This is a genomic window from Caloramator sp. CAR-1 (assembly GCF_030546345.1).
GTDB classification, from domain to species: domain Bacteria; phylum Bacillota; class Clostridia; order Clostridiales; family Caloramatoraceae; genus Caloramator; species Caloramator australicus.
Genome location: NZ_JAUONW010000044.1, coordinates 146,666 through 169,005, shown reverse-complemented (window position 1 = coordinate 169,005; position 22,340 = coordinate 146,666). Strand labels below are relative to the sequence as shown.

Annotated in this window: 15 protein-coding genes; 4 read left to right on the top strand and 11 right to left on the bottom strand. The window is 32.5% G+C overall.

What is annotated here, in order from left to right; all coding sequences use genetic code 11:
• Positions 1–366: 366 nt before the first annotated feature.
• A complete protein-coding gene (gene abc-f, locus Q3V94_RS12600; protein ID WP_303528220.1) occupies positions 367–2,271 on the top strand; it encodes a ribosomal protection-like ABC-F family protein in 1,905 nt (634 codons plus the stop codon).
• 6 nt (positions 2,272–2,277) lie between these two features.
• Here abc-f and Q3V94_RS12595 read toward each other — a convergent pair whose 3' ends face one another.
• From Q3V94_RS12595 to Q3V94_RS12565, 7 genes are all read right to left on the bottom strand, one after another.
• Entirely contained in the window at positions 2,278–4,491 is a 2,214-nt protein-coding gene (locus Q3V94_RS12595) for an ATP-binding protein (RefSeq protein WP_303528219.1), read from the bottom strand.
• 252 nt (positions 4,492–4,743) lie between these two features.
• On the bottom strand, positions 4,744–5,766 hold the full coding sequence (gene tsaD, locus Q3V94_RS12590; RefSeq protein ID WP_303528216.1) for a tRNA (adenosine(37)-N6)-threonylcarbamoyltransferase complex transferase subunit TsaD: 1,023 nt from the start codon (positions 5,764–5,766) through the stop codon (positions 4,744–4,746).
• 207 nt (positions 5,767–5,973) lie between these two features.
• Entirely contained in the window at positions 5,974–6,759 is a 786-nt protein-coding gene (locus tag Q3V94_RS12585) for a nitroreductase family protein (RefSeq protein ID WP_303528214.1), read from the bottom strand.
• A 10-nt stretch (positions 6,760–6,769) separates the two neighbouring features.
• A complete protein-coding gene (gene thiI, locus Q3V94_RS12580; protein ID WP_303528211.1) occupies positions 6,770–7,906 on the bottom strand; it encodes a tRNA uracil 4-sulfurtransferase ThiI in 1,137 nt (378 codons plus the stop codon).
• Positions 7,903–9,042 carry a cysteine desulfurase family protein gene (locus Q3V94_RS12575; RefSeq protein WP_303528209.1) on the bottom strand — a complete coding sequence of 380 codons (1,140 nt, stop codon included), beginning with the start codon at positions 9,040–9,042 and terminating at the stop codon, positions 7,903–7,905. The genes thiI and Q3V94_RS12575 overlap by 4 nt, the downstream gene beginning before the upstream one ends.
• Positions 9,043–9,054: 12 nt before the next feature.
• The gene (locus Q3V94_RS12570) at positions 9,055–9,738 is read right to left on the bottom strand and encodes a heparan-alpha-glucosaminide N-acetyltransferase (RefSeq protein ID WP_008907937.1); all 684 of its coding nucleotides are present in this window, start codon (positions 9,736–9,738) and stop codon (positions 9,055–9,057) included.
• A gap of 13 nt (positions 9,739–9,751) precedes the next feature.
• Complete coding sequence (locus Q3V94_RS12565; protein WP_303528205.1) at positions 9,752–10,390, bottom strand: Uma2 family endonuclease; 639 nt, start codon at positions 10,388–10,390, stop codon at positions 9,752–9,754.
• 163 nt (positions 10,391–10,553) lie between these two features.
• Between Q3V94_RS12565 and Q3V94_RS12560 the strand changes: the two genes are divergently transcribed.
• Positions 10,554–12,848: an alpha-amylase family glycosyl hydrolase gene (locus Q3V94_RS12560; RefSeq protein WP_303528203.1), complete on the top strand. Its 2,295-nt coding sequence runs from the start codon at positions 10,554–10,556 to the stop codon at positions 12,846–12,848.
• Positions 12,849–12,882: 34 nt separating this feature from the next.
• Here Q3V94_RS12560 and Q3V94_RS12555 read toward each other — a convergent pair whose 3' ends face one another.
• The 4 genes from Q3V94_RS12555 to Q3V94_RS12540 all read right to left on the bottom strand — a co-directional run bounded on the left by Q3V94_RS12555 (position 12,883) and on the right by Q3V94_RS12540 (position 20,164).
• A complete protein-coding gene (locus tag Q3V94_RS12555) occupies positions 12,883–13,770 on the bottom strand; it encodes a sugar ABC transporter permease (protein WP_303528200.1) in 888 nt (295 codons plus the stop codon).
• The gene (locus Q3V94_RS12550) at positions 13,767–15,038 is read right to left on the bottom strand and encodes a carbohydrate ABC transporter permease (protein ID WP_303528197.1); all 1,272 of its coding nucleotides are present in this window, start codon (positions 15,036–15,038) and stop codon (positions 13,767–13,769) included. The genes Q3V94_RS12555 and Q3V94_RS12550 overlap by 4 nt, the downstream gene beginning before the upstream one ends.
• An 84-nt stretch (positions 15,039–15,122) precedes the next feature.
• Positions 15,123–16,388, bottom strand: coding sequence for a maltose ABC transporter substrate-binding protein (locus Q3V94_RS12545; RefSeq protein ID WP_303528196.1), 1,266 nt, complete (start codon positions 16,386–16,388; stop codon positions 15,123–15,125).
• Between the two features lie 248 nt (positions 16,389–16,636).
• Positions 16,637–20,164, bottom strand: a complete 3,528-nt coding sequence (locus Q3V94_RS12540; protein WP_303528194.1) for a 5'-nucleotidase C-terminal domain-containing protein — start codon at positions 20,162–20,164, stop codon at positions 16,637–16,639.
• Between the two features lie 147 nt (positions 20,165–20,311).
• Here Q3V94_RS12540 and Q3V94_RS12535 point away from each other — a divergent pair, with 147 nt between their 5' ends.
• Positions 20,312–21,250 carry a MoxR family ATPase gene (locus Q3V94_RS12535; RefSeq protein WP_303528191.1) on the top strand — a complete coding sequence of 313 codons (939 nt, stop codon included), beginning with the start codon at positions 20,312–20,314 and terminating at the stop codon, positions 21,248–21,250.
• A 10-nt stretch (positions 21,251–21,260) separates the two neighbouring features.
• Positions 21,261–22,340 carry a DUF58 domain-containing protein gene (locus tag Q3V94_RS12530; protein ID WP_303528190.1) on the top strand — a complete coding sequence of 360 codons (1,080 nt, stop codon included), beginning with the start codon at positions 21,261–21,263 and terminating at the stop codon, positions 22,338–22,340.

The following is a 22,340-nucleotide window of genomic DNA, read 5'->3' as shown; positions in this document are numbered from 1 at the left end:
TAGCAAGATTGGAGGAAATTTAAGGTAAATAAGTKTGTTTAAGGAAGATGAAAAAGCCTTCAAGGTAAGTAAGAAGAAAATAAAAGAAGCGATAAGAAAGATAAATAAATCTTCACGTGAAGTTATGAATAATATAACGATATTGAACATAGGGAAAGTAACGCCAATTTACAGGATATTAAAATCAATAAAATATGAAAATATAATTTAAGTTTTTTAAATTTAACAAACGCCTTGAAACTAGCTAATTTAAGGGGTTGTCTATAAAAATTAACCTACAATATCTTGACACTATCTAGCAAATTATTTGATTTGAAAAGATGCCTTATATATTGTAAAATACCTTATGAAGGTTGAGGTGAAACTATGGTTATTTTAGAAGCACAAAATATATCAAAGTCCTATGGTGTGGATGTTATTCTAAAGGACGTAAACTTTAAAATAGAAGATAATGAAAAAGTAGGCCTTGTAGGCAAAAATGGAGCAGGTAAAACAACTTTGTTTAAAATATTATCAAAACAGCTTGAACCAGATAGTGGCTCGGTTTTTGTAAACAGTAACAAAACCATAGGACTTTTATCCCAAATCATAGATTTTGATGAAGAAAACACTGTATTTGATGAAGCGATGAGTGTATTTATGGAAATTAAGTCAATTGAAAAAAGGCTTAGAGAACTTGAAGTTCTTATTTCTAAAGAAACTGATTCTCTAAAGCATAATATGCTTCTTGAGGAATATGGCACTTTAATGGAAAGCTTCGAGGGTTTAAACGGATATGCTATAGACAGTGAAGTAAAAAAAGTTTTAACTGGACTTGGAATAAAACAAGAGGATTTTAATAAAAAAGTTGTTTATCTTTCTGGAGGACAAAAAACCAGACTTTCTTTAGCAAAGCTTCTACTTAAAAAACCTGACATTATGCTTCTTGATGAACCTACAAATCATCTTGATTTAGATGCCATTTCTTTTTTAGAAAATTTTTTAAAGGAATTTAAGGGAAGCTGCATAATAATATCCCACGATAGATACTTTTTAGATGTGGTTACAAGCAAAACCTTTGAATTAATAGATGGAATCATAGAAGAATACAACGGCAATTATACATTCTTCATTAACGAAAGACAAAAACGGCTTGAAGAAAAACTTAAGGACTATGAACTTCAGCAAAAGGAAATTAGGCGCCTTGAAGAAATGATAGAAAGGTTCCGATCCTTTAACAGAGAAAAGAGCATAAAACAGGCTGAAAGTAAAGAAAAGATGTTAAACAAAATAGAAAGAATTGAAAAACCTAATTTGAAGGAAAAAAGTATAGGGTTAAAATTTGAAGTAAAAGTCCAAAGCGGCTTTGACGTTTTAACCGTTGAAAATTTAAAAAAGTCCTATGAAAAAGTTTTGTTTGAGAATATTTCCTTTAGCATCAAACGCAAAGAAAGGGTTGCCCTAATTGGTCCTAACGGTAAAGGGAAAACTACCCTTTTTAAAATAATATGTGGATTAGAAGATTATGATATGGGCTTTGTAAAACTTGGTAAAAATCTTCATATCGGATATTATGATCAGGAGCAGAATAATCTATCGTTAGAAAAAACCGTCCTTGAAGAGGTTTGGGATGAATACCCTGACCTTACAACAACACAGATTAGAAATTATCTTGCAGCATTTTTATTTACAGGAGATGATGTATTCAAACCTGTTTCATCCCTATCCGGTGGTGAAAGGGCAAGGTTATCTCTTTTAAAGATTATGTTAAAAAGGCCCAATTTCCTTCTTCTTGATGAGCCTACAAATCACCTTGATATATTTTCAAGGGAAGCCCTCGAAAGGGCACTTTTAGAATACGACGGAACTATATTTGCAATATCCCATGACAGATATTTTTTAAATAAAATATTCGAAAAAATCCTCGAGTTTGATGGACAATCTATTTGTGAATACTTAGGAAATTTTGATTACTATCTCCAAAAGAAAAACTCAAAAGATGAAGATATAATCTTTACTCAAGGAAAAACCAAAACACAAATAAGAGAAGAAAGAAAAAAACTCAACGAAATTAAAAGACAGAAAAAGGCTTTTGAGGAAGAATTAAAAACAATTGAATCAAAAATAGAAGAAATAGAAAATCATATAAGTAGTCTTGAAGAAATGCTATGCAAAGAAGAAATTTATTCTAATTCAGAAAAAGTAATTGAAGTTACAAAAGAATTAAACACTAGCAAAAACACATTAACCGAACTTTATAACAAATGGGAAGAGCTTATTAATCAAATATAGGCTGTCCTATCGGACAGCCTGAATTTTTTCTATGGCCTTTCTTAGCTCCTCAATTGAGAAGGGCTTTTGCATTATTTCATCCACATAAATTAAATCCTCTTCCTTTAATTTGCCAAGCCAACCTGTCATAAGAATAAAAAAGGTTTTAGGATATTGTTCCTTTATTCTTTTTGCTATCTCAACTCCTGTTATTCCCGGCATAGCCAGGTCACAAATAACAGCGTCAAAGCTTTTTGATTTTAGAACATGTTCTATTTCTCCATTATCAGTTACAACTGAACAATCATGACCTAATAGGCTTAGCATCTCATTGACAGCATTGGCAACATGGACCTGATCATCAATGATTAATATCTTTAAGCTATTGCTTTCGCTGCAACTTAATGTATTTTCTTTTTCCTTTACCTTAATCTCCCTTATAGGTAGTTTTATCGTAAACTCTGAACCGTAATTTTCTCTACTTTCAACCTCTATCGTTCCATCCATAGAAGTTATAATGTTATAAACAATATGAAGTCCTAAACCATTGCCCCTTTCGTTTTTAGTTGTAAAAAAGGGCTCAAATATCCTTGATAAAACTTCTTTGCTCATTCCTATTCCGGTATCTTTTACTTTAATAACAACGTATTTATCCTCATTATAGGAATTTATTTCTATCTTTCCTCCGTTAGGCATTGCATCAACCGCATTTGAGATTAAATTTACAAAAACTTCCCTTACCTCCGTCACAATTCCTTCAACGAAAGCACCTGATTTTAAATCCAATAAAACATCTATTTTTTTATCTTCAACTTGAGCTTCATAGGCCCACTTAGGTTTAGTGATCTCTACTGAATGGATGATAGCCTTATCTATATCAACATATTCAACAACCTTATTTCTTCTGCTTGAGAATTCCTGTATTCTTTTTACTATTTTAGCTCCATCCTTCGCGCTTTCCTCTATCATGTCTAAATACTTAATAAGCTCATTATCGTCAATTTTATCTTTAAGAACCTGGACATATCCAAGGATAGGGGTTAAAATGTTGTTAAATTCGTGGGCAACTCCCCCCGTAAGCTCCCCTAAAGCTTGAAGTTTACTGGCAAGAAGCATACCATCTTGAATTTTTTTGTAGTTTTTAAACTGAAGTATCATTTTAGCAACTGTTTCACAAACTTTATATAAAAACTCCGCATTTTCATTTAAGGTGTTATTTACATCCCTCGATGCTAACCATAAATATCCAAAATTAATATCATTATATTTTATCGGCAATATTGCACAGGTAAATATATTATATTTATTCAATATTTCCTTAAACCTTTCTTCTACATCCTCGGTATTAATTAGTATATATTTTACTTTATTAAAGTATTTTTCTATTCTACTTTTTATTTGCTGCGTATAATAAAGTTCAATCATCTTTTCAGGAACATTATAAGCTATGATATCGCTAACCTGTTCTAAACTTGGGGACAAATCAACAAGACCGAAGGAGGCATAATTAGTATTGCATATATACTTTAGGGTGGTTTCGATTATTTCCCTTTCATCCCTTTTATAAGAAATTTCTGTGGATAAATTGCTTATAAATCCAAATATCTTATTCTCCCTTACTGATTTTTCCCTTCGTTTTAAGAAGGTATAAACTATGCCTAGGGTTTCCTCATAGGAAAAACTTACAATATCCTTATTATGAACAAATATTTCATTAATTACCTTGTATATGAAATTTGGATTTAGGTGGGTTATCGCAAAAAAGCCGTCAACACCAAATTTATCGATATTATATATTGAAAGTGCTGATACTGGATAGGATTTAAATATATCATCTAGTTTCTTTTCATAGTAATATAATTTATCCTCAGCATACTCGCTTTCAAAAAAACATTCCCGATCAGCTACAATAGCCACCCCTGAAAAACCTTCAGCTAAAGCTGATTTTATTGTTTCAACTAAAAGATGGGTATTAATGTAAACCTTTTTGTCAACAAAATAATCATAAGCAGAATCAATAACAAGCCTTCCACCTTCAACAAGGAAATTAAAATTATATCCGCACTGCTCCAAAAAAAACTCTAGCTCATTTATATTTTGATTGTGTCTATAAAAAATACACTTTTTATTGTTTCTAAGGGCCCAATCAAAATAAAGAGCTATAATATCGACAACATTATCATCATCTGAAGAAATTAAATGATATCTAACCCCATCCTTGAAGTATTTATCCAGCTCCATAAATTCCTCCTGATTCTACAATCTTCTACAAATATTTTACTAATAATCCCCTTACCTTATCAATAGACATTTTGTACAAAACGATAAAAAATAAAAATATTATGTAAATTATCCACACAATCCACAAACTTATCCACATAATTTTGTCTTAAACTTCAAAGGTTATAGGGATATTTTCCACATTATCCACAGTAAATTTTCAACAAACCTAACATCTTGTCCACAAAATTTGATATGAACTTAACAGGTTTTCTACAATCTTTCCCCAATCTTTAGATTAGGAAAGGCATTTAATGAGAGCTGCGATTGTCTGCCGCTTTTGTATGAAAAATATCCACTTGATGCTATCATAGCTGCATTGTCTGTGCATAGTATATTTGATGGATAATAAAACTTGAATCCATTTTTCTTGCTTAAATTTTCAAGTTCTTTTCTCAATCTTGAATTTGCAGCAACTCCGCCTGCAAGGGCGATTTTATTTACGTTGATTTTCTTTGCTGCCCATATCGTTTTGTTTGATAATACCTCCACCACAGACTTTTGAAAACTTGCTGCTACATCCTCCTTTTTAACTTCTATCCCCTGCATCTTCCTTTTATTTAAATAGTTTAAAACAGCTGATTTTAATCCACTAAAGGAAAAATCAAAGGAATCCTCTTCTAAATAGGCCCTTGGAAAATCAATTGCATCTTCATTACCTTCTTTGGCTAATCTATCTATTAAAGGTCCACCAGGATATCCTAAATCTAAAGCTCTTGCTATTTTGTCAAAGGCCTCTCCAGCAGCATCATCCCTTGTTTTTCCTAATATCTCATAGGAATCGTAACCCTTAACATATACAAGATGGGTGTGCCCTCCCGATACCACAAGGCATAAAAAAGGTGGTTCTAAATCCTTATGTTCTATATAATTTGCACAAATATGTCCTTCAATATGATTAACTCCAATAAACGGCTTTTTTGTCGAAAAAGAAAGACCCTTAGCAAAGGATAATCCAACTAAAAGGGCACCAACAAGGCCTGGGCCATAGGTTGCAGCAATTAAGTTTATATCATCTAATAAAACGTTTGCCTTATCAATGGCTTCCTTCATAATAAGACTAATTATTTCAACATGCTTTCTTGAGGCTACTTCAGGCACTACCCCTCCGAACTTTTTATGGATATCTATTTGCGAGTAAATTATATTAGATAAAACCTCCCTACCATCTTTTACCACAGCTACCGAAGTTTCATCGCAGCTTGTTTCAATTCCTAAAGTCAAAAATTCCTTCATTCGACCCTCTCCTTTAATGAAAACTATATATTTTCTATATAATACTAATTTATGTCGAAAGATTTTTCTACATTTTTCGTCAAAAAAATGCTGATTTTTACAAAATCTTAACACACAAAATCAAAAATGATGCTATAATATAATTGCGGCAACAAAAAAACCCCAACCCATTTACCCAATCAACCCGGGATCCCCCCGGGATTTTTTTTATTCCTTTTCGATTATACTAGTTATATAGATACATCCTTCTTTTTCTTTGTTTGCAAGCCTCTTAAAGTTTAAATTAATGTCGAAATATCTGGCAGCAATATTTAAGTGTTGAAGGGCTATCCCTGCATCAATTCTATTCATTTCAATCATGTGAAAAATATTTTTGGAACTTTTAATATACATATCGATAACATTTTGATTCTTATAAAATCTCCAGGGCTGGCTATTCATGGCTGAAGGTGAAAGCCTTACAGCATCCATTATAAACCTCCAGGTATTATCAAAATCCCCAAAACAAAACTTTTCTAATTCCATTCTTCTTTTAGATCCTATAATAAGCTTTATATAGTCAGTTGCATCCTTAGGATAGCCAAAAGCCACTACAATAACTGGCTGATGGCTATCCTTCATTTTAATTATCTTTTTTACATTTTTCTTATCGTATAATCCCCCAATATAACATGTTCCAAGTCCCATCTCAGTCATTTTAAGCACGATATATTCCAGGGCATAACCCACGTTTTCGAGATAGCCCTCCTTTATCTCTGACGTTGCAATTAAATAATGGGGTGCAATTATTTTGCCATAGCTTCCTATAACTCCTTTTAGTAAATCTAAAAATTGGCTTCCATCTTCAACAAGATGCAGTTCCATATCTATGTTATATAATTTTGGGTGTCTAGATATAAGCTCATAAACTTCTTCAAGCTCTGCAACTGTAATTGGTTCTTCTTGATATTTTCTTACTGATTTTCTCTTAAATATGGCCTCATATTCCCCCATAAATATCCTCCTAGATATTAATAATCTCAACATTATTTACAGCATCATCAATTAAAGCCTTAATATCTAATGCTTCTTCTGATTTCTCAATATCTTGTAGTCTCGGTTTTGTCTTTGGATGTTTTGGAACAAAAATAGTGCAGCAGTCCTCATAAGGAAGTATTGAGATATCATATGTTCCTATTTCCCTTGCAATATCCATAATATCCACCTTATCCATTCCAACAAGCGGTCTAAATACAGGCATCGCAACTACACTGTTTGTAACAAACATGCTCTCTAAAGTTTGGCTTGCTACCTGTCCTAAGCTCTCGCCAGTTGCAAGGCAAAGAGCTCCTTCTTTTCTTGCTATTTCCTCGGCAATACTCATCATGAATCTTCTCATTATTATTGTAAGTTCATCCTCACGACATTTTTCTATTATCTCCATTTGGATCTTTGTAAAGGGAACTACATATAATTTAAAGGAACCTGTGTATTCTGATAGTTTCTTTGCAAGGCTTATTACCTTTTCCTTTGCCCTCTCGCTTGTATATGGGTGGCTATGGTAATAAACCCCTACAAGTTCAAGACCTCTTTTGGCAAGCATGTATCCTGCAACCGGGCTGTCGATTCCACCGGATAAAAGCAATACACCTTTGCCTGCACTTTTATAGGGCATACCCCCCTGACCTTCTAAGTAGTTTGAATAAATATATGCATCCTTTCTTATTTCTATCATTAAAGTAACTTCCGGATCATGAACATCAACGGAAATATCCTTTATATTTTTTAATATTGCTCCTCCAACTTTTTTAGAAAGTTCAAGGGAGTTTAATGGGAAACTTTTATCCTGCCTTTTACATTCTACCTTAAAGGTTTTAAAATTAATTTTTTTCATATGATCAACTGCAGCTTCGCATATTTTTTCAACATCCTTTTCAACAACCGTTGCCTCTGCCACACCTAAAACTCCAAATACTTTTCTTAGCTTTTCTATTGTTTCATCGGTGTATTTTTCTATTATAATTCTCCCAGACTCTTTTATTATATTTGCTTCCTTTCCTATTCTTTGCCTTATATTTCTTATTAAAAGGTCCTCAAAGGTTTTCCTATTTAGTCCCTTTAAGGTTATTTCACTAGAATACTTTACTAAAATCTTTTTCATCTTTTGAACCTCCTCAAAAATTTTAACAAGTTCTTTAATGCGTCGATCGTTTTATCAATCTCTTCCAATTCATTCATGTGGGAAAAGCTAAACCTTATTGTTCCTTCAACTTCTTTTTCATTAAGTCCTATTGAAGGAAGAACATAGTTTCTTTGTCCAACCCTTTTAGCTGAGCAAGCTGAACCAGTAGAAACATAAATTTCATAATCCTCAAGGCCATGTAAGAGAACTTCCCCTCTAACCCCTAAGAAGGATACGCTAAGTATATTATCTATATGCTTTTCATCCTGTGGGCTGTTTATTCTAATATCCTCAATCTCCTTTAGCCTTTCTATAAAATGTCTTTTTATTTCCTTAACCTTTTTCATGTTTTCTTCAATATTATTATATGCAATTTCAGCAGCAACACCAAACCCTGCGATACCTGGAACGTTTTCTGTTCCTGACCTTAAATCCTTTTCCTGACCTCCACCGGTTAATAGGGATTTTAATTTTAAATCTTTTCTTATGAATAAAGCTCCAACACCCTTTGGTCCATGTATTTTATGGCTACTTAAGGATAAAAAGTCGACATCCAATTTTTTTACATCTATCTTTATCTTTCCTAATGCCTGAACTGCATCAAAATGAATCCTTGCCTTTTTACTCTTTGATCTTACTATCTTTATTATCTCCTCAACCGGCTGTATGGAACCTATTTCATTATTTACATACATTATCGTAACAAGCCTTGTATTATCTTTAATTGATCTTTCAAGTTCATTAAGGTCGATTATACCATCCTTATCAACAGAAAGATATGTAGCCTCAATGCCCTCATCCTCGAGCTGTTTTACAGCCTCTTTAACGCTTTTATGTTCGATGGAGGAAGTTATAACATGGTCTCCCCTTTTTAAAAGGCCCTTTAAAACAGTATTGTTTGCCTCTGTTCCACCTGAAGTAAAATATATTTCATTAGGTTCAGCGTTTATTAGCCTTGCTACCCTCTCCCTTGCAAGGCTTATTTTTTTCTCCGCTTCAATTCCAAGTTTGTGGGCAGAGGATGGATTTCCAAAGTTATTTATAAGGCAGTCTAAAACTTCATCAACAACTTCTTTATATGGCCTTGTTGTTGCACTATTATCAAAATATATCATAAGTATTCCTCCCTATTTTTGTAGATTTCTTAGTAAATAGATTATCCCTAAGAATACTGGCTGATGAATGATATATATAAAAAGCGAATTTCTACTTATAAATTCTAAAGCCTTAAATTCTCTATTAACATTAAAAAGCCTTCTCCCTTTAGAGTAAATGCTTTTGTAGGCTACTATACCTAAAATAAAGTAAGAAATATATGGGAATATAGGGAAATAATCAATTGATGCAAAGCCATTATAGTAGAGCCCAAAGGGTAATAGTAAAAAAGTATCAACAGTAATATTTTTAAATACATATCCTAAATAATAAGAAATAATTGCAAAAGGAATTAAAATTCTATTATTGAGTTTAGACAGCAAAGGATATAGCATCATGCTTACACCTAAAAAGTGGAGTATGCCAAATCTTACATATTCGTATTCTATAAAGATATAAGTTGCTATGGTAACTAAAATCCCTATCCCAAATACTCTTAATCCCCTTTTAAATGAGTTTTTGCTAAATCCGCTGGATATTCCAGCAACAAAAATGAATAGAAATTGTCCTATATTTGCTATAATTATCCAAAATAAACCTTCTAAATTAATATCTTTAGGCCAATAATACTTTATATCATATGCTAAATGATATATTAACATTATTATTATGGCTATAAATCTTAAAAGATCAAGTTCAAAAATTCTTTTTTTCATCCTTCCCCATCCTTTAAAATTTAAAAATTTCACCTACATTTATACTAAAGTCTTCAAATATTTCCACTTTAGCTATATCTTCCTCTCCATAAATTTTAGGTTTTCCATATTCTCCGTTATTATTAAGCAAAAAAACTATAACTATTTTTTCGATGGGATTTACTATCCAATATTCCTTTACTTTAAATTTTTCATATAAGTTTAGCTTTTTAATATAGTCTATTGATGCAGTTGAAGGAGATACTATTTCTATAATCATATCCGGGGCACCCTTACAACCCCTTTCATCAAGTTTAGATTTATCACAAATTATAGATAAATCCGGCTGAACAACAGTATCAGCCTCATCCTCCCTCTGTCCTTCTTTTATTAACCTTACATCAAAGGGTGCTGCATAAACCTTGCATTCTTTGCCCAAAAGAAAATTTGAAAATATCCTTGAAAGATTCATGGAAACTTCTTGGTGAATTCTTGATGGCGCCACCATATTATAAACATAACCATCTATAAGTTCAACTCTTTCACCCTCAGGTAAATTTAAGTATTCTTTATATGTCATCTTTGTTTCAATTCTCTTAAATGCTTCACCCATAACACCAACTCCATAATCATTGTTTAATTTAATATTACATAAACAAGGTATTTTTAGCAATAGAAAAAGGACTATTCTAATTTTTTAAAGATTAATGATTTCAAAGCCGCAAACATTCTTTATATTTCTATTAGTGTTAATTTATGTTAATAAATATTGAGCTCACATTTTTTGTTTGATAAAATAGTTGTGAAAACGTTTGAACAAGAGGAGGGGAAATTTCATGAAAATTTTTATTTCAAAATTCAAAAAATTTGTTATCTGCTTAACGATTTTATCTTTCCTTATCTTATCAAGCTATTTAAAATTAATTTTTGCTTCTCAAACAGTTCAAATTGATTCCAATCCACTCGGTCCAGTTACTTCTAAGGATGTTATATATCAGATAATAACTGATCGCTTTTTTGATGGTGACCCTTCTAACAACATCCCATCTTCCCCTACACTTTTTGATGATAAAAATGGGGATGGACTAGGTGATGGGAACGATTTGAAACTTTATCAAGGTGGAGATTTTCAAGGTATAATAAATAAAGTTCCATATTTAAAACAAATGGGTATAACCGCTGTATGGATTTCTGCACCATACGCAAATCGCGATACAGAAATTATTGACAAACAGCCTGATGGTTCAATCAATATTTGGACAAGTTTTCACGGATATCATGCAAGAAATTACTTCACAACTAATAAACACTTTGGAACAATGAAAGATTTTGCTCGTTTAAGAGATGCTTTGCATCAAAATGGAATTAAATTGATTATAGATTTTGTTACTAATCATAGTAGTAGATGGCAAAATCCAACAGATAATTTCAAACCAGAAGACGGGAAATTATATGAACCTGATAAAGATAGCAATGGTAATTATGTTTTTAATTCTGACGGTGAACCCATTGATTATAATGGTGATGGAAAAATAGAAAATTTAGTTGCAGATCCTCACAATGACACTCAAGGTTTCTTTCATGGACTAGGTGACAGAGGTAACGATTCTTCAAAATTTGGATACAGACATAAAGATCTAGGCTCTTTAGCAGATTATTCACAAGAAAATCATCTTGTAATCAAACATTTAGAAAAAGCAGTATTATTCTGGAAGAATAAGGGTATTGATGGGATTAGGCATGATGCTACTTTGCATATGAATCCCGCATTTGTTAAGGGATTAAAGGATGCTGTTGATAGTGAATCACGCGGTCCTATAACTCATTTTGGTGAATTTTTTATAGGAAGACCTGATCCAAAATATGATGAATATAAGACTTTCCCTGATAGAACAGGTGTTAACAATCTTGACTTTGAGTTTTTCAGGAGCATAACATCAACATTCGGTGATTTTAGCAAACCAATGAGTGACTTTGCCAATATGCTAATATACACTTCAAACGACTATAAATATGAAAATCAAGCAGTTACTTTTATTGATAACCATGATGTTACAAGATTCGGTTATATTCAAAGAAATAAAAAAGTTTATCATGCAGCGCTGGTAGCATTATTAACATCTCGAGGAATACCAAATATATATTATGGAACAGAACAATATTTAACTCCCAATGATAGCAGTGATATTGCAGGGAGAATGTTTATGCAAAAATCATGTTCATTTGATACAAATACAACAGCTTTTAAAATAATTTCTATTCTATCTAGTTTAAGGAAAACTAATAATGCTTTAGCATATGGAACAACAGAGATACTTTTTGCAAATGATGACGTTCTAATAATGAAGCGACAATTTTTCAATAAACAAGTAATTATTGCAATCAATAGACAGCCCGATAAAAGTGTTCATGTAAATCAAAACATTTCTGTGTCTTTGCCTAATGGCAATTATACTGATTATTTAAATGGTCTCTTAGGTGGAAGGACCTTAGTAGTATCAAATGGTAAACTTATGGGTGGTCCATTTACAATGAATCCAGGCGAAGTATCAGTGTGGAGTTATAATCCAACTATTGCAGATCCTGTTATAGGAGATGTAATTTCTACAATGGGGCGTCCTGGAAATATAGTGTATATTTATGGAGAAAATTTAGATGGGCAAATAACAGTTAAATTTAATAATACTGTTGCAACAGTAATATCAAACCAATATGATATGATAAAAGCTATTGTTCCTAACGTAACACCCGGAACTGTTAAAATTACCGTAACTAAATCAGGTAAAACAAGCAATCAATTTGACTATGAAGTTCTTTCAGGAGATCAAGTCCAAGTTATATTCCATGTTAGAGCAAATACTCAATGGGGTGAAAATGTTCATATTGTAGGTAATTTACCTGAATTGGGCAATTGGGATACAAATAAATCAACCGAATCAATGATGTGTCCAAATTATCCTGAATGGTTTTTACCTGTTAGCATTCCTATAGGAAAAACTTTTGAGTTTAAATTTATAATAAAAGATTCAAATGGAAATGTGAGATGGGAATCAGGCTATAATAGAGTTTTTACCGCTCCTAGCGATCCCCAAGGTTCTGTCGACACTCCTGTATATGACTGGAGATACTAAAAATTGCCAGCATCATTGATGCTGGCAATTTTTATCAGCTCTTTACTGCACCTGCAGATAATCCTTCAATTATATATTTTTGAATAAATGTAAATATAATAACAATCGGTATGGCAACTAAAATTGCACCTGCTGCAAAGGTTGTAAATTTAGTATTTGCTTGTCCTGTAACCATTTCTAAGAGTCCTACTGCTAATGTTTTCTTATCAGCAGTTCTTAAAACTAATCTTTGGAAAATAAAGTCCATCCATGGTCCTGTAAAACTTGTCAATGCAAGAAAAACAATAATTGGTTTTGCAAGAGGCATTATGATCTTTGTAAAGGTTGTAAAGTTTGAAGCCCCGTCAACTCTTGCCGCTTCATCTAAACTTCTTGGAATTTGGTCAAGATATCCTTTGACTACCCATGTATTGCCTGGAATTTGTGCTCCAGCATAAAATAGCACCAATCCAATGTGTGTATTTAATAGATTTAATTGCATTAACAAAACATAGATAGCAGTAAGAGTTAAAAAGCTTGGAAATACTTGTAAAACAAGTATTGTCATTAGTGTTAACTTCTTTCCTTTAAATTTAAACCTTGACAAAACATAAGCTGTAAAAGAAGTTAGTATCACAGATAAAATCATATTCATAAAAGCAATTTTCAATGTGTTCATATACCAAATTGGATAATCTGTTTTTGTAAAGAGTTCTTTATAATGAATAAAAGTAGGATTCTTAGGAAACATAGTAGAACTATATAAGCTATTACCTGGATTTAATGATGAACCAATCGTCCAAACAACAGGGAATAATACAACAATTGAATGTATTATCAAAAAAGTATATAAAAATATTCTTAATATCATTTTTTTAGGACTTAATTTCTTTTTATATGAAGGACTAATAAATTCCTTTCTTTCAATATTAGAAACCATCATTGTATCAAATCCTCCTCTTTAAATGACCTTGTTCTAGTGAATGAATATGCTACGATAGGTGCTATCATTAAGAAAATTAAAATAGTAACAACCGACGCCATATGGTATTGTTGTTGATCTAAAGTCATTTTATATATCCAGGAAATCAATAAATCTGTATGTCCTGCATACCTATATTCAGGGTTTACAGGTCCTCCATCAGTTACCGCATAAATTAACATAAAGTTATTAAAATTGTATGCAAAACTCATAATAATTAATGGAGCTGTTGAATAAAAAACTAAAGGTAATGTTATATGGAAAAACTTATGAAATCCTGTTGCACCATCTATATCTGCGGACTCATATAAATCCCTAGATATATTAGTTAATATACTTGTCATAAGAGCCATAAAGTAAGGTGCACCTAACCAAAGATTAATTAATACTAACACTATTTTTGCATTTAAAGGTTCTGTTAACCAATCTATCCTTGGCAATCCAATTTTTTCTATCATGTCATTTATTATTCCTGGTCCACTGAACATAAGCCTCATAACAAGCATTGATATTAACCCTGGGATAGCATAGGGCAATATAAAAATACTTCTCCAAAACTTTTTTATTTTAACCTCAGCAGAATTTATTAGCATAGCCAAAAATAGTCCACCAAAATAACTCGTAAAAGTTGCTAAAAATGCCCAAATAATTGTCCATTTTATTGTTCCCTTAAGTGTTGTGCTCCATATATCCATACTAAAAAGATCTTTAAAATTACTAAATCCAACCCAATCAACTAGATTCCTTGGTGGTAAATGATAAGGTGCTGAAAAGTTTGTAAATGCGACAAGAACAGTAAATATTATTGGTAATAAAATTAAAAACATAAGAGACAAAAGTCCAGGAGTTAAAACAATATAGGGAAACATTCTATCTAATTTATCATGTATTGTCAGTTTTTTATATTCAATCCTTTCAGCATTAACTCCTGCATCTTTAATATTAAATAAATATAAAAATATTACTAAAAGCAATATTAACACAGCTATTAGGCCTTGAAGCATTAAAAATATTGAATGATCAAAAACAGCTTTCCCGTTAACATAATGAAACTTTACTTCACCCAGAGTATACAATCCCCAAAAAGCATTAGCAAAATTAGGGATATTAATTAAAGCTAAAATTTCAACCAACATAAAAGATATTCCTTTTATATACTGCTTATTGTATATCTGTCCTAGTCCCATGAAAAGTGCAGATAAAAGCATCGACTTTTTCTTTTTCTCCATCCTTTTCCCTCCTAAAAACAAATCCTCATTTTAAATATAAGGCATGGAAGTAAACTTCCATGCCATTAAATTTTAAATAATAAATTATTTTTGTGAAGCTATTGCGTCCTTTATAGTTTGAACAGCCTTATCAAGAGCTGCCTTTGGTTCCATCTTTCCATCCCAAATAGCTGAATATGCTGCAGCCATTGGTTCCCAAACAAGAGCCATTTGTGGTATTGATGGCATTGGAGTTGAGTTTTGTGCTTGAGCCATAAATCCTGCAACTATTGGGTCATCCTTTATCTCTGGCTTATCCATTAATGCTTTAACTGGAGGTATTTGTCTTGTCATTTCGAATCTCTTTAAAAGCATCTCATCTGAAGTAACAAAATCCAAGAAAAGTTTAGCAGCATTAGGATACTTTGTAAATGAGCTTAAGTATAATCCTCTGATTCCTGAGAATGATATTGGCTGCTTTCCGTTCATTGTTGGAAGTGGAGCAACACCAAAGTTAACTTTAGCCTTTTGATATCCTGCAACTGCCCATGGTCCATTGATTATCATAGCAGCTTTCTTTGCTGCAAATTGTCCATCCATGAATTGATAGTTAGCATCCTTTTGTTTTACATCAAATATACTTCTCAATGATTTAAAATACTTAGCACCTTCAACTGCACCTTCGTTATTTAATCCGATATCGTCCTTATTTGTTCCATTATCTCCAAATACATATCCTCCAAATGCTGTTAAGAAGCAATGTGAGAAGTATGCGTTTCCAACATCCCACATTAATGCATATTTCTTTTCCTTTGGATTGTTATAAGTCTTTGCAAATTCAACTATTTCTTCAAATGTCTTTGGTGCTTCCTTTACTATGTCCTTGTTATAGAATAATGCATATGTTTCTATTGCTGTTGGATATCCATAAATTGTTCCTTCATAGCTTACACCGTTAATAGCTGCTTCGAGGAAGCCATTCTTAAATCTATCTGGATTATGATTTGGTTGAATTAAACCTGCTGCTACCATTTTTCCAACGTGGTCATGTGGAGCTGAAATTATGTCAGCACCAACACCTGCAGGTCCATCTTGTTGTAACTTTCCTGATGTTTGAGTATGATCAACTGGTTCAAATTTAACCTTTACACCATATTTCTTTTCAAATTCTTGTGCTGCAAACTTTATAAATTCTCCTTCTGGTCCGTCGCTTTCCCAAACAACAAGGCTTGCACCTTCTTCTGGCTTAATTTCTTCTGCTTGTTGTTGATTGCCTTGGTCTTGTGTTTGGTCTGCGCCCTTCTTAGCACAGCCTGCAAATACTGACACTACTAATGTGAGTGCCAAAATAAGGCTTAAAAGTTTTTTCATAAAGATCCCCCTTTAATTTTAATTTTAAGTAAGCTTGGACAATTTTAATATTTAATTTCACAGTGCAAAAGCACTGTGAAAACGTTTGAACAATTTTATTATACACCTTTAATTCAATTTTTTCAATTCAAAAATTATTTTTAAATTCGATTTTTTTCAACAATTTTATTTCATAAAAATCAACTATATATTAAATATATATTAATTAAAATTTTCAAAAATGATAAAGAGGTAGCAATGCTACCCCTTTACTTAGTATAAGCTTTATATATATATCCTGTCTTCCCTTTGTAGTTAATCTTTAACCAATTTCCAACCTGTCCTACTACTTCAACCTTTGTTCCCTTCTTTAATGAACCAATTGCTCTTGCTTCCTTCTTGTAGGAGCTTCTTACATATAGGCTTGATGCTGTAACAGTAACATATTTCTTTGGCTGTGGCTTAATAACAGGTTTATTTTCAACTGGCTTTTCTTCTTTGACTTCCTTAACTTCATCTTTAACTGGGTCTTCACCAGCTACTAAATATCCAACCTGCACTGGTGCAATAACTTTAACATTTCTTAACTCTTCAATTAATGCTTCCCTTATTGGAATTCCTGTATCTACTACATTTTTAGCACCTTTAAAATCGTAACTGTCACCACCCTGATACATAAAGTCATTAGTAACAACGGTATAATATTTATCCATTTCCACCTTTGTTCCATCATCAAGCCTCATTGAAGTTATTCTTTCACCCTGCTTAGCGTTTGGATCATAGTAAACTTTAACACCTGCAAGTTGAACCCAACCTATTGTTTGGTTCATTATACCATTTTCTATTGCCTTCTTAAGATCAGCACCTGAAAGTTCCATCTTAACAAGAGTATTATCAAAGGGCATTACTTCATACATCTTTCCAACGGTTATATCTCCCTTTAGAATAGATGTTCTTAATCCTCCACCATTTGTAATACCAATTTGAACGCCAGCTCTCTTTCTCATAACATCGCTTACCCATTCTCCAAGAAGGGATAAGCCCTGGAATCTATCATGTGGTAAATCAACTTCAGTTTTTCCTATAACTTCATCAAGTATTGGTTTTAAGTCTTTATCATACTTATCATATATAGCCTTAACCTCAGCATCATCAGCTAAAGTTGTGCTAACTGATACAACTGAAGGTTCAATTCCTATAAGGTATCCATAGTGATTGTATTTTAATGTTAATTTTCCTAAAGTTCTTCCGTTATAGTATGCTTGAACGATTGGCTTGCCATTTACATATCCTGAAACTGTCATATGGGTGTGGGCTGTAATTATACCATCAAGATATTTAACCTGTGCAAGATCCGCACCTTCACCAGATATAACCTTAGTTGTAGCATCCTGTGCTGTTCCAAGATGAGTTAATGCAATTAAAATATCTGCCTTTCCTTCAGGAACATAACCATTCTTAATTAGATACCCCCATTCTTCAGCTGTCTTTACTGGATCTGCAAAAATAAGGTACTTCACGTTTTCAGGTTTTGTCTTATAGGCAGTCTCTGGTGTTGCAAGGCCAAGAAAAGCTATCTTTACGCCATTTACCGTTACATACTTATATGGCTTTGCCCATGTTACAGGTTTTCCTGTGGTCTTATCTATAATATTTGCAGCTAAGAAATCAAAGCCACCTTCTTCTGCCCACTTTGGTATTAAATCCAAGCCCCAGTCAAATTCATGGTTACCAACAGCAGATGCAACTATTCCTAAATTCTTTAACATATCAGATACCGGTTTTCCTTTTAGTAAGTTAGACATAGCTGAACCTTGATATATATCTCCTGCTGCAACAACTATAGTATTAGGGTTATTCTTTTTAATATCCTTTATTGCAGTTGCAAGTTTTGCAGCACCTGGGTTCTTTCCTTCTGTCTTTAATGCACCATGGAAATCATTGAAGGATACTATCTCAATCGTTTTTGTAATATCCGGAACCTTATCCCATGTAACTGATTTTACATTTGGTGTTCTTCCATCTGCTGAAGTTGGAAGGCTCATCTTACCGCTATTTACAAGCTCTACAACTTTATCATGTTTATCTTTATCCCAGCTGTAGCCTATAAGTTTCCAATTGTTGCTGCATTCTGGATAAATTACTCCACCCTTTACTTCCTTTATGTATTTTGCAATCATTTCTCTAACCTGTGGAGTATCCTTCATATCAATTTCTGAATTAAATACAACTTCAACATTTTCACCCTTAAATAGTCCCGTGTCCTTGTTTAAAAGATGCGTATTAGCTCTATAATTGTTTACAGCAAGCTTTATTATATCGTCATCCTCAACAGGAGTATCATTCATATACCTTAAATTCTTTATTCTGTTTCCAGGTTCTGCTGAAATATCTATTTCATATTTTACTCCATAGAACATGTCATAGTTGTATATTCTTATATTTGGATTAAATGAAATTGTAAGGTCCCCTGGCTTAAATGTGTTATAATAGCTTGCTGACCATTCCATGTATTTTTTGAGTTGTTTTCCTGTTACCTTTAAAACATAAAGGCTGTTATCATATTGATAAATCAATGATGTATCAGACTTTTTGATAGGTCCTGCCTTAATATTGGATCTGGAATTAAATAGTGCTGCAGCTGCAACGTCTGCTTTTCCGTAATGCATCTGAACTTTATTTATAAGCTCAATCATTGCTGTAGGCTGAAGCTGTGCCTGTGGAATTCCCTTTATTTCATCGGCTGGAGCTAGATCCCCACCAACAAGCTCACCTATAACTGTATTTGCATCAGCAAGGGCTATTTCATGATATGGTTTTAATTTTTCATAAAGCTCTTTATCCTCATCATAAACAATAGTTGGCGATGAAGATGAACCTGTATAAACATCAATAAGCTCAGAATTTACGTCAGTATTTCTATCTGCAATTACGTATTTTCCGTTTGCATTCTTTGTAAGCTTAATTGTAATTCTTGCAAGTTGTGCGCCATTGCTTGTAGGCTCTGTAATTACTACGCCGTTAACAACATTTTTAGCAACCTTCATATGGGCATGTCCTGCAACAATAGCTGCAAGCTCTGGAACTGCCTTTGCAAGCTCATCTGCACCGTCGTTGCCATACTCTGGGGTTGGACCCATATGTTCAACTGCGATGATAACGTCAACTTGGTCTTTAATCTTATCTACTACTTTTCTTGTCTCTTCAATTGGATTTGTTACGGTATATCCTTTTAGGTTTTCTGCATCCCATTTTGTAATATGCGGAGTAACCATTCCTATTATACCAACCTTAACTCCGCCTCTTTCGACTATAGCATAGGGTGCCCCTAATGTTGTTCCATCCTGTTTATATACGTTTCCACAAAGTGCCTTTCCTTTGAATTGGGAAGCTATCTTTTCAAGAGTTGGAATACCATAGTTGAACTCATGATTTCCAAATGTCCAAGTATCGTATCCCATTTCGTTCATTGCTACGATCATTGGATGCTTTTCAGAGTTGTTAAATAACTGATTTGAGTTGCCTTGAATTGTGTCACCATTGTCTACTAAGATAGTGTTTGGATTTTGTACTCTGAATTTTTTAACCGCAGAAAAGATCTGAGCAAGGCTACCTGTTTTGCTAACTGAGTTTGTTGCATAATCGTAGGATACAAATCTTCCATGAAGGTCGCTTGTTGCAAGAATTTGGATTTCAACTGTGTCTGAATTTGCATTGACTTTAATAGGTCCAAGGATTGTAAAAATCATTAAAAGCGTCAAAATCCATGATGTCAATACCTTAAAATGCTTTTTCATCATATCCCCCCTAGAAGTATTTTTAGAGTGTATTAAAATTATAATCCTTTTTCAAAAGTTTGTAAATATTTCTTATGTTTCAAAAAATTTAACTTTTATGACTTTTTATAGTATAATTAAGTTAAAATTAATCTAAGGAGGTCAAAAATGGAACTTAATAAATTCATCGAATTTAAAAAAAAATTAATAAAAAATATCTCAAATATAATTGTTGGAAAGGATAAGGAAATTGAACTAATTATTACTTCCTTTATATCCTCTGGACATATATTATTAGAGGACATCCCAGGCGTTGGTAAAACAACCCTTGTTAAGGCCTTTGCAAAATCCTTAGGATTAGAATTTAAAAGGGTCCAATTTACTCCTGACCTTTTACCATCTGATTTAACTGGAATCAATTTTTATAATCCAAAAACAAGTGAATTTGAATTTAAAAAAGGCCCTTTATTCACAAACATAATACTTGCAGATGAAATAAACAGAGCAACCCCAAGGACTCAATCAGCCCTTTTGGAAGCAATGGAGGAAAGACAAATAACCGTCGATGGTCAAACTATTAAACTTCCTATTCCCTTCATGGTTTTAGCGACACAAAATCCTATAGAAAGCTATGGAACCTTTCCCCTTCCTGAGGCACAAATAGATAGATTTTTAATGAAAATTAGTCTTGGATATCCTGAAAGGGAGGAAGAAATTAAAATTATAGATAAATTTGTTCAAGGGGATTTTGAAAAGAATCTTGAAGCTGTTGTAGACTTTGAAGAAATGAAATATGTTAAAGAAAGCTACACTAAAGTTAAAGCAAATAAAGATGTTCTAAACTATATATTAGATATAATAAAGGCAACAAGAAATGATAGCAGAATTGAACTTGGCGTAAGTCCCCGTGGAACGCTTGCACTTTTTAAATCTTGCCAAGCCTTTGCTGCATTAAACGGAAGGGACTTTATAATTCCAGAGGATGTGAAATACCTTGCTCCCTATATACTTAGCCATAGAATATTAACTAAACAAAGCTCTAAAGAGAGCTTTTACATCATAAATAGCATACTAGAGAACACTCCCGTTCCTTTAGAAAATTTTTAGGGGTGAAATGATGTTTATATGGCTATTTATTTTAATACTATTAGGGATATATATTAATTTTTTATCTAAGAAAAACGCCTTTAAAAAACTATTTTATTCAGTAAAATTCTCTAAAGAAATTGTAGAAATAGATGAGGAATTTGAAATTATATCAATAATAGAAAACAAAAAGATATATCCAATTACATATCTAAATATAAACCAGGAATATCCGGAAGAATTTAAGTTTATAGAAGGAAATAATTTTAAAGGGATTTTTAAAACAAAGATGTCTGTCCTGCCCTTTCAAAGGGTAAAAAGATCCTTTAGGGTTTCATGTTTAAAAAGAGGGCGATACATATTAAAAAATGCAGAGATAACCTGCGGTGACCTTTTTGGATTTGAGACGATGACACAATTTTATGAATCCTTTGCAGAAATAGTAGCCCTCCCAAAATCCTATAGCCTAAAAAGGCTAACACCCTATGGTTCATACACCGGTGATATATCAGTAAAAAGATGGATCATTGAGGACCCTTTGGTTAACATCGGAATAAAGGAATATACAGGAAGGGAACCTTTAAAGCAAATCCATTGGCCTTCTTCTTTAAAACATCAAAAAATCATGGTTAAAGAATACGATTTTACGACTGACAACAACCTTTTAATTGCTTTAAATATTGAAACCTGCAAACCATTTTGGCAAAAAATCGACGGAGATGCAATTGAAAGATGTATATCCATAACAAGAAGCTTAGTGGATGAATTTGAAAGTCTAAAGGTGCCCTATGGTTTGATTTCAAATGCCCAAAATTTTTTAAATAGCACATTGCACAATCCAGGGCTTGGTCTTAACCATAGATTAAAAATTTTAGAATCCCTCGGCAGAATAGATTACAGCATATTTTGCCCCTTTGAAGATATAATTAAAACAAAAAATTCTATTAAAAACACAACTATAGTTGTTATAACCCCTATAATTTTAGATGAATATGTAAGTCCAATTAATAATCTTACAAAATTTTATCAAAAAGTAGTTTTAATAACTTTAAATACTAATAATATAGAAAAATTAACCAAACAAATTGAAATATATTTTGAAGGTGAGTAA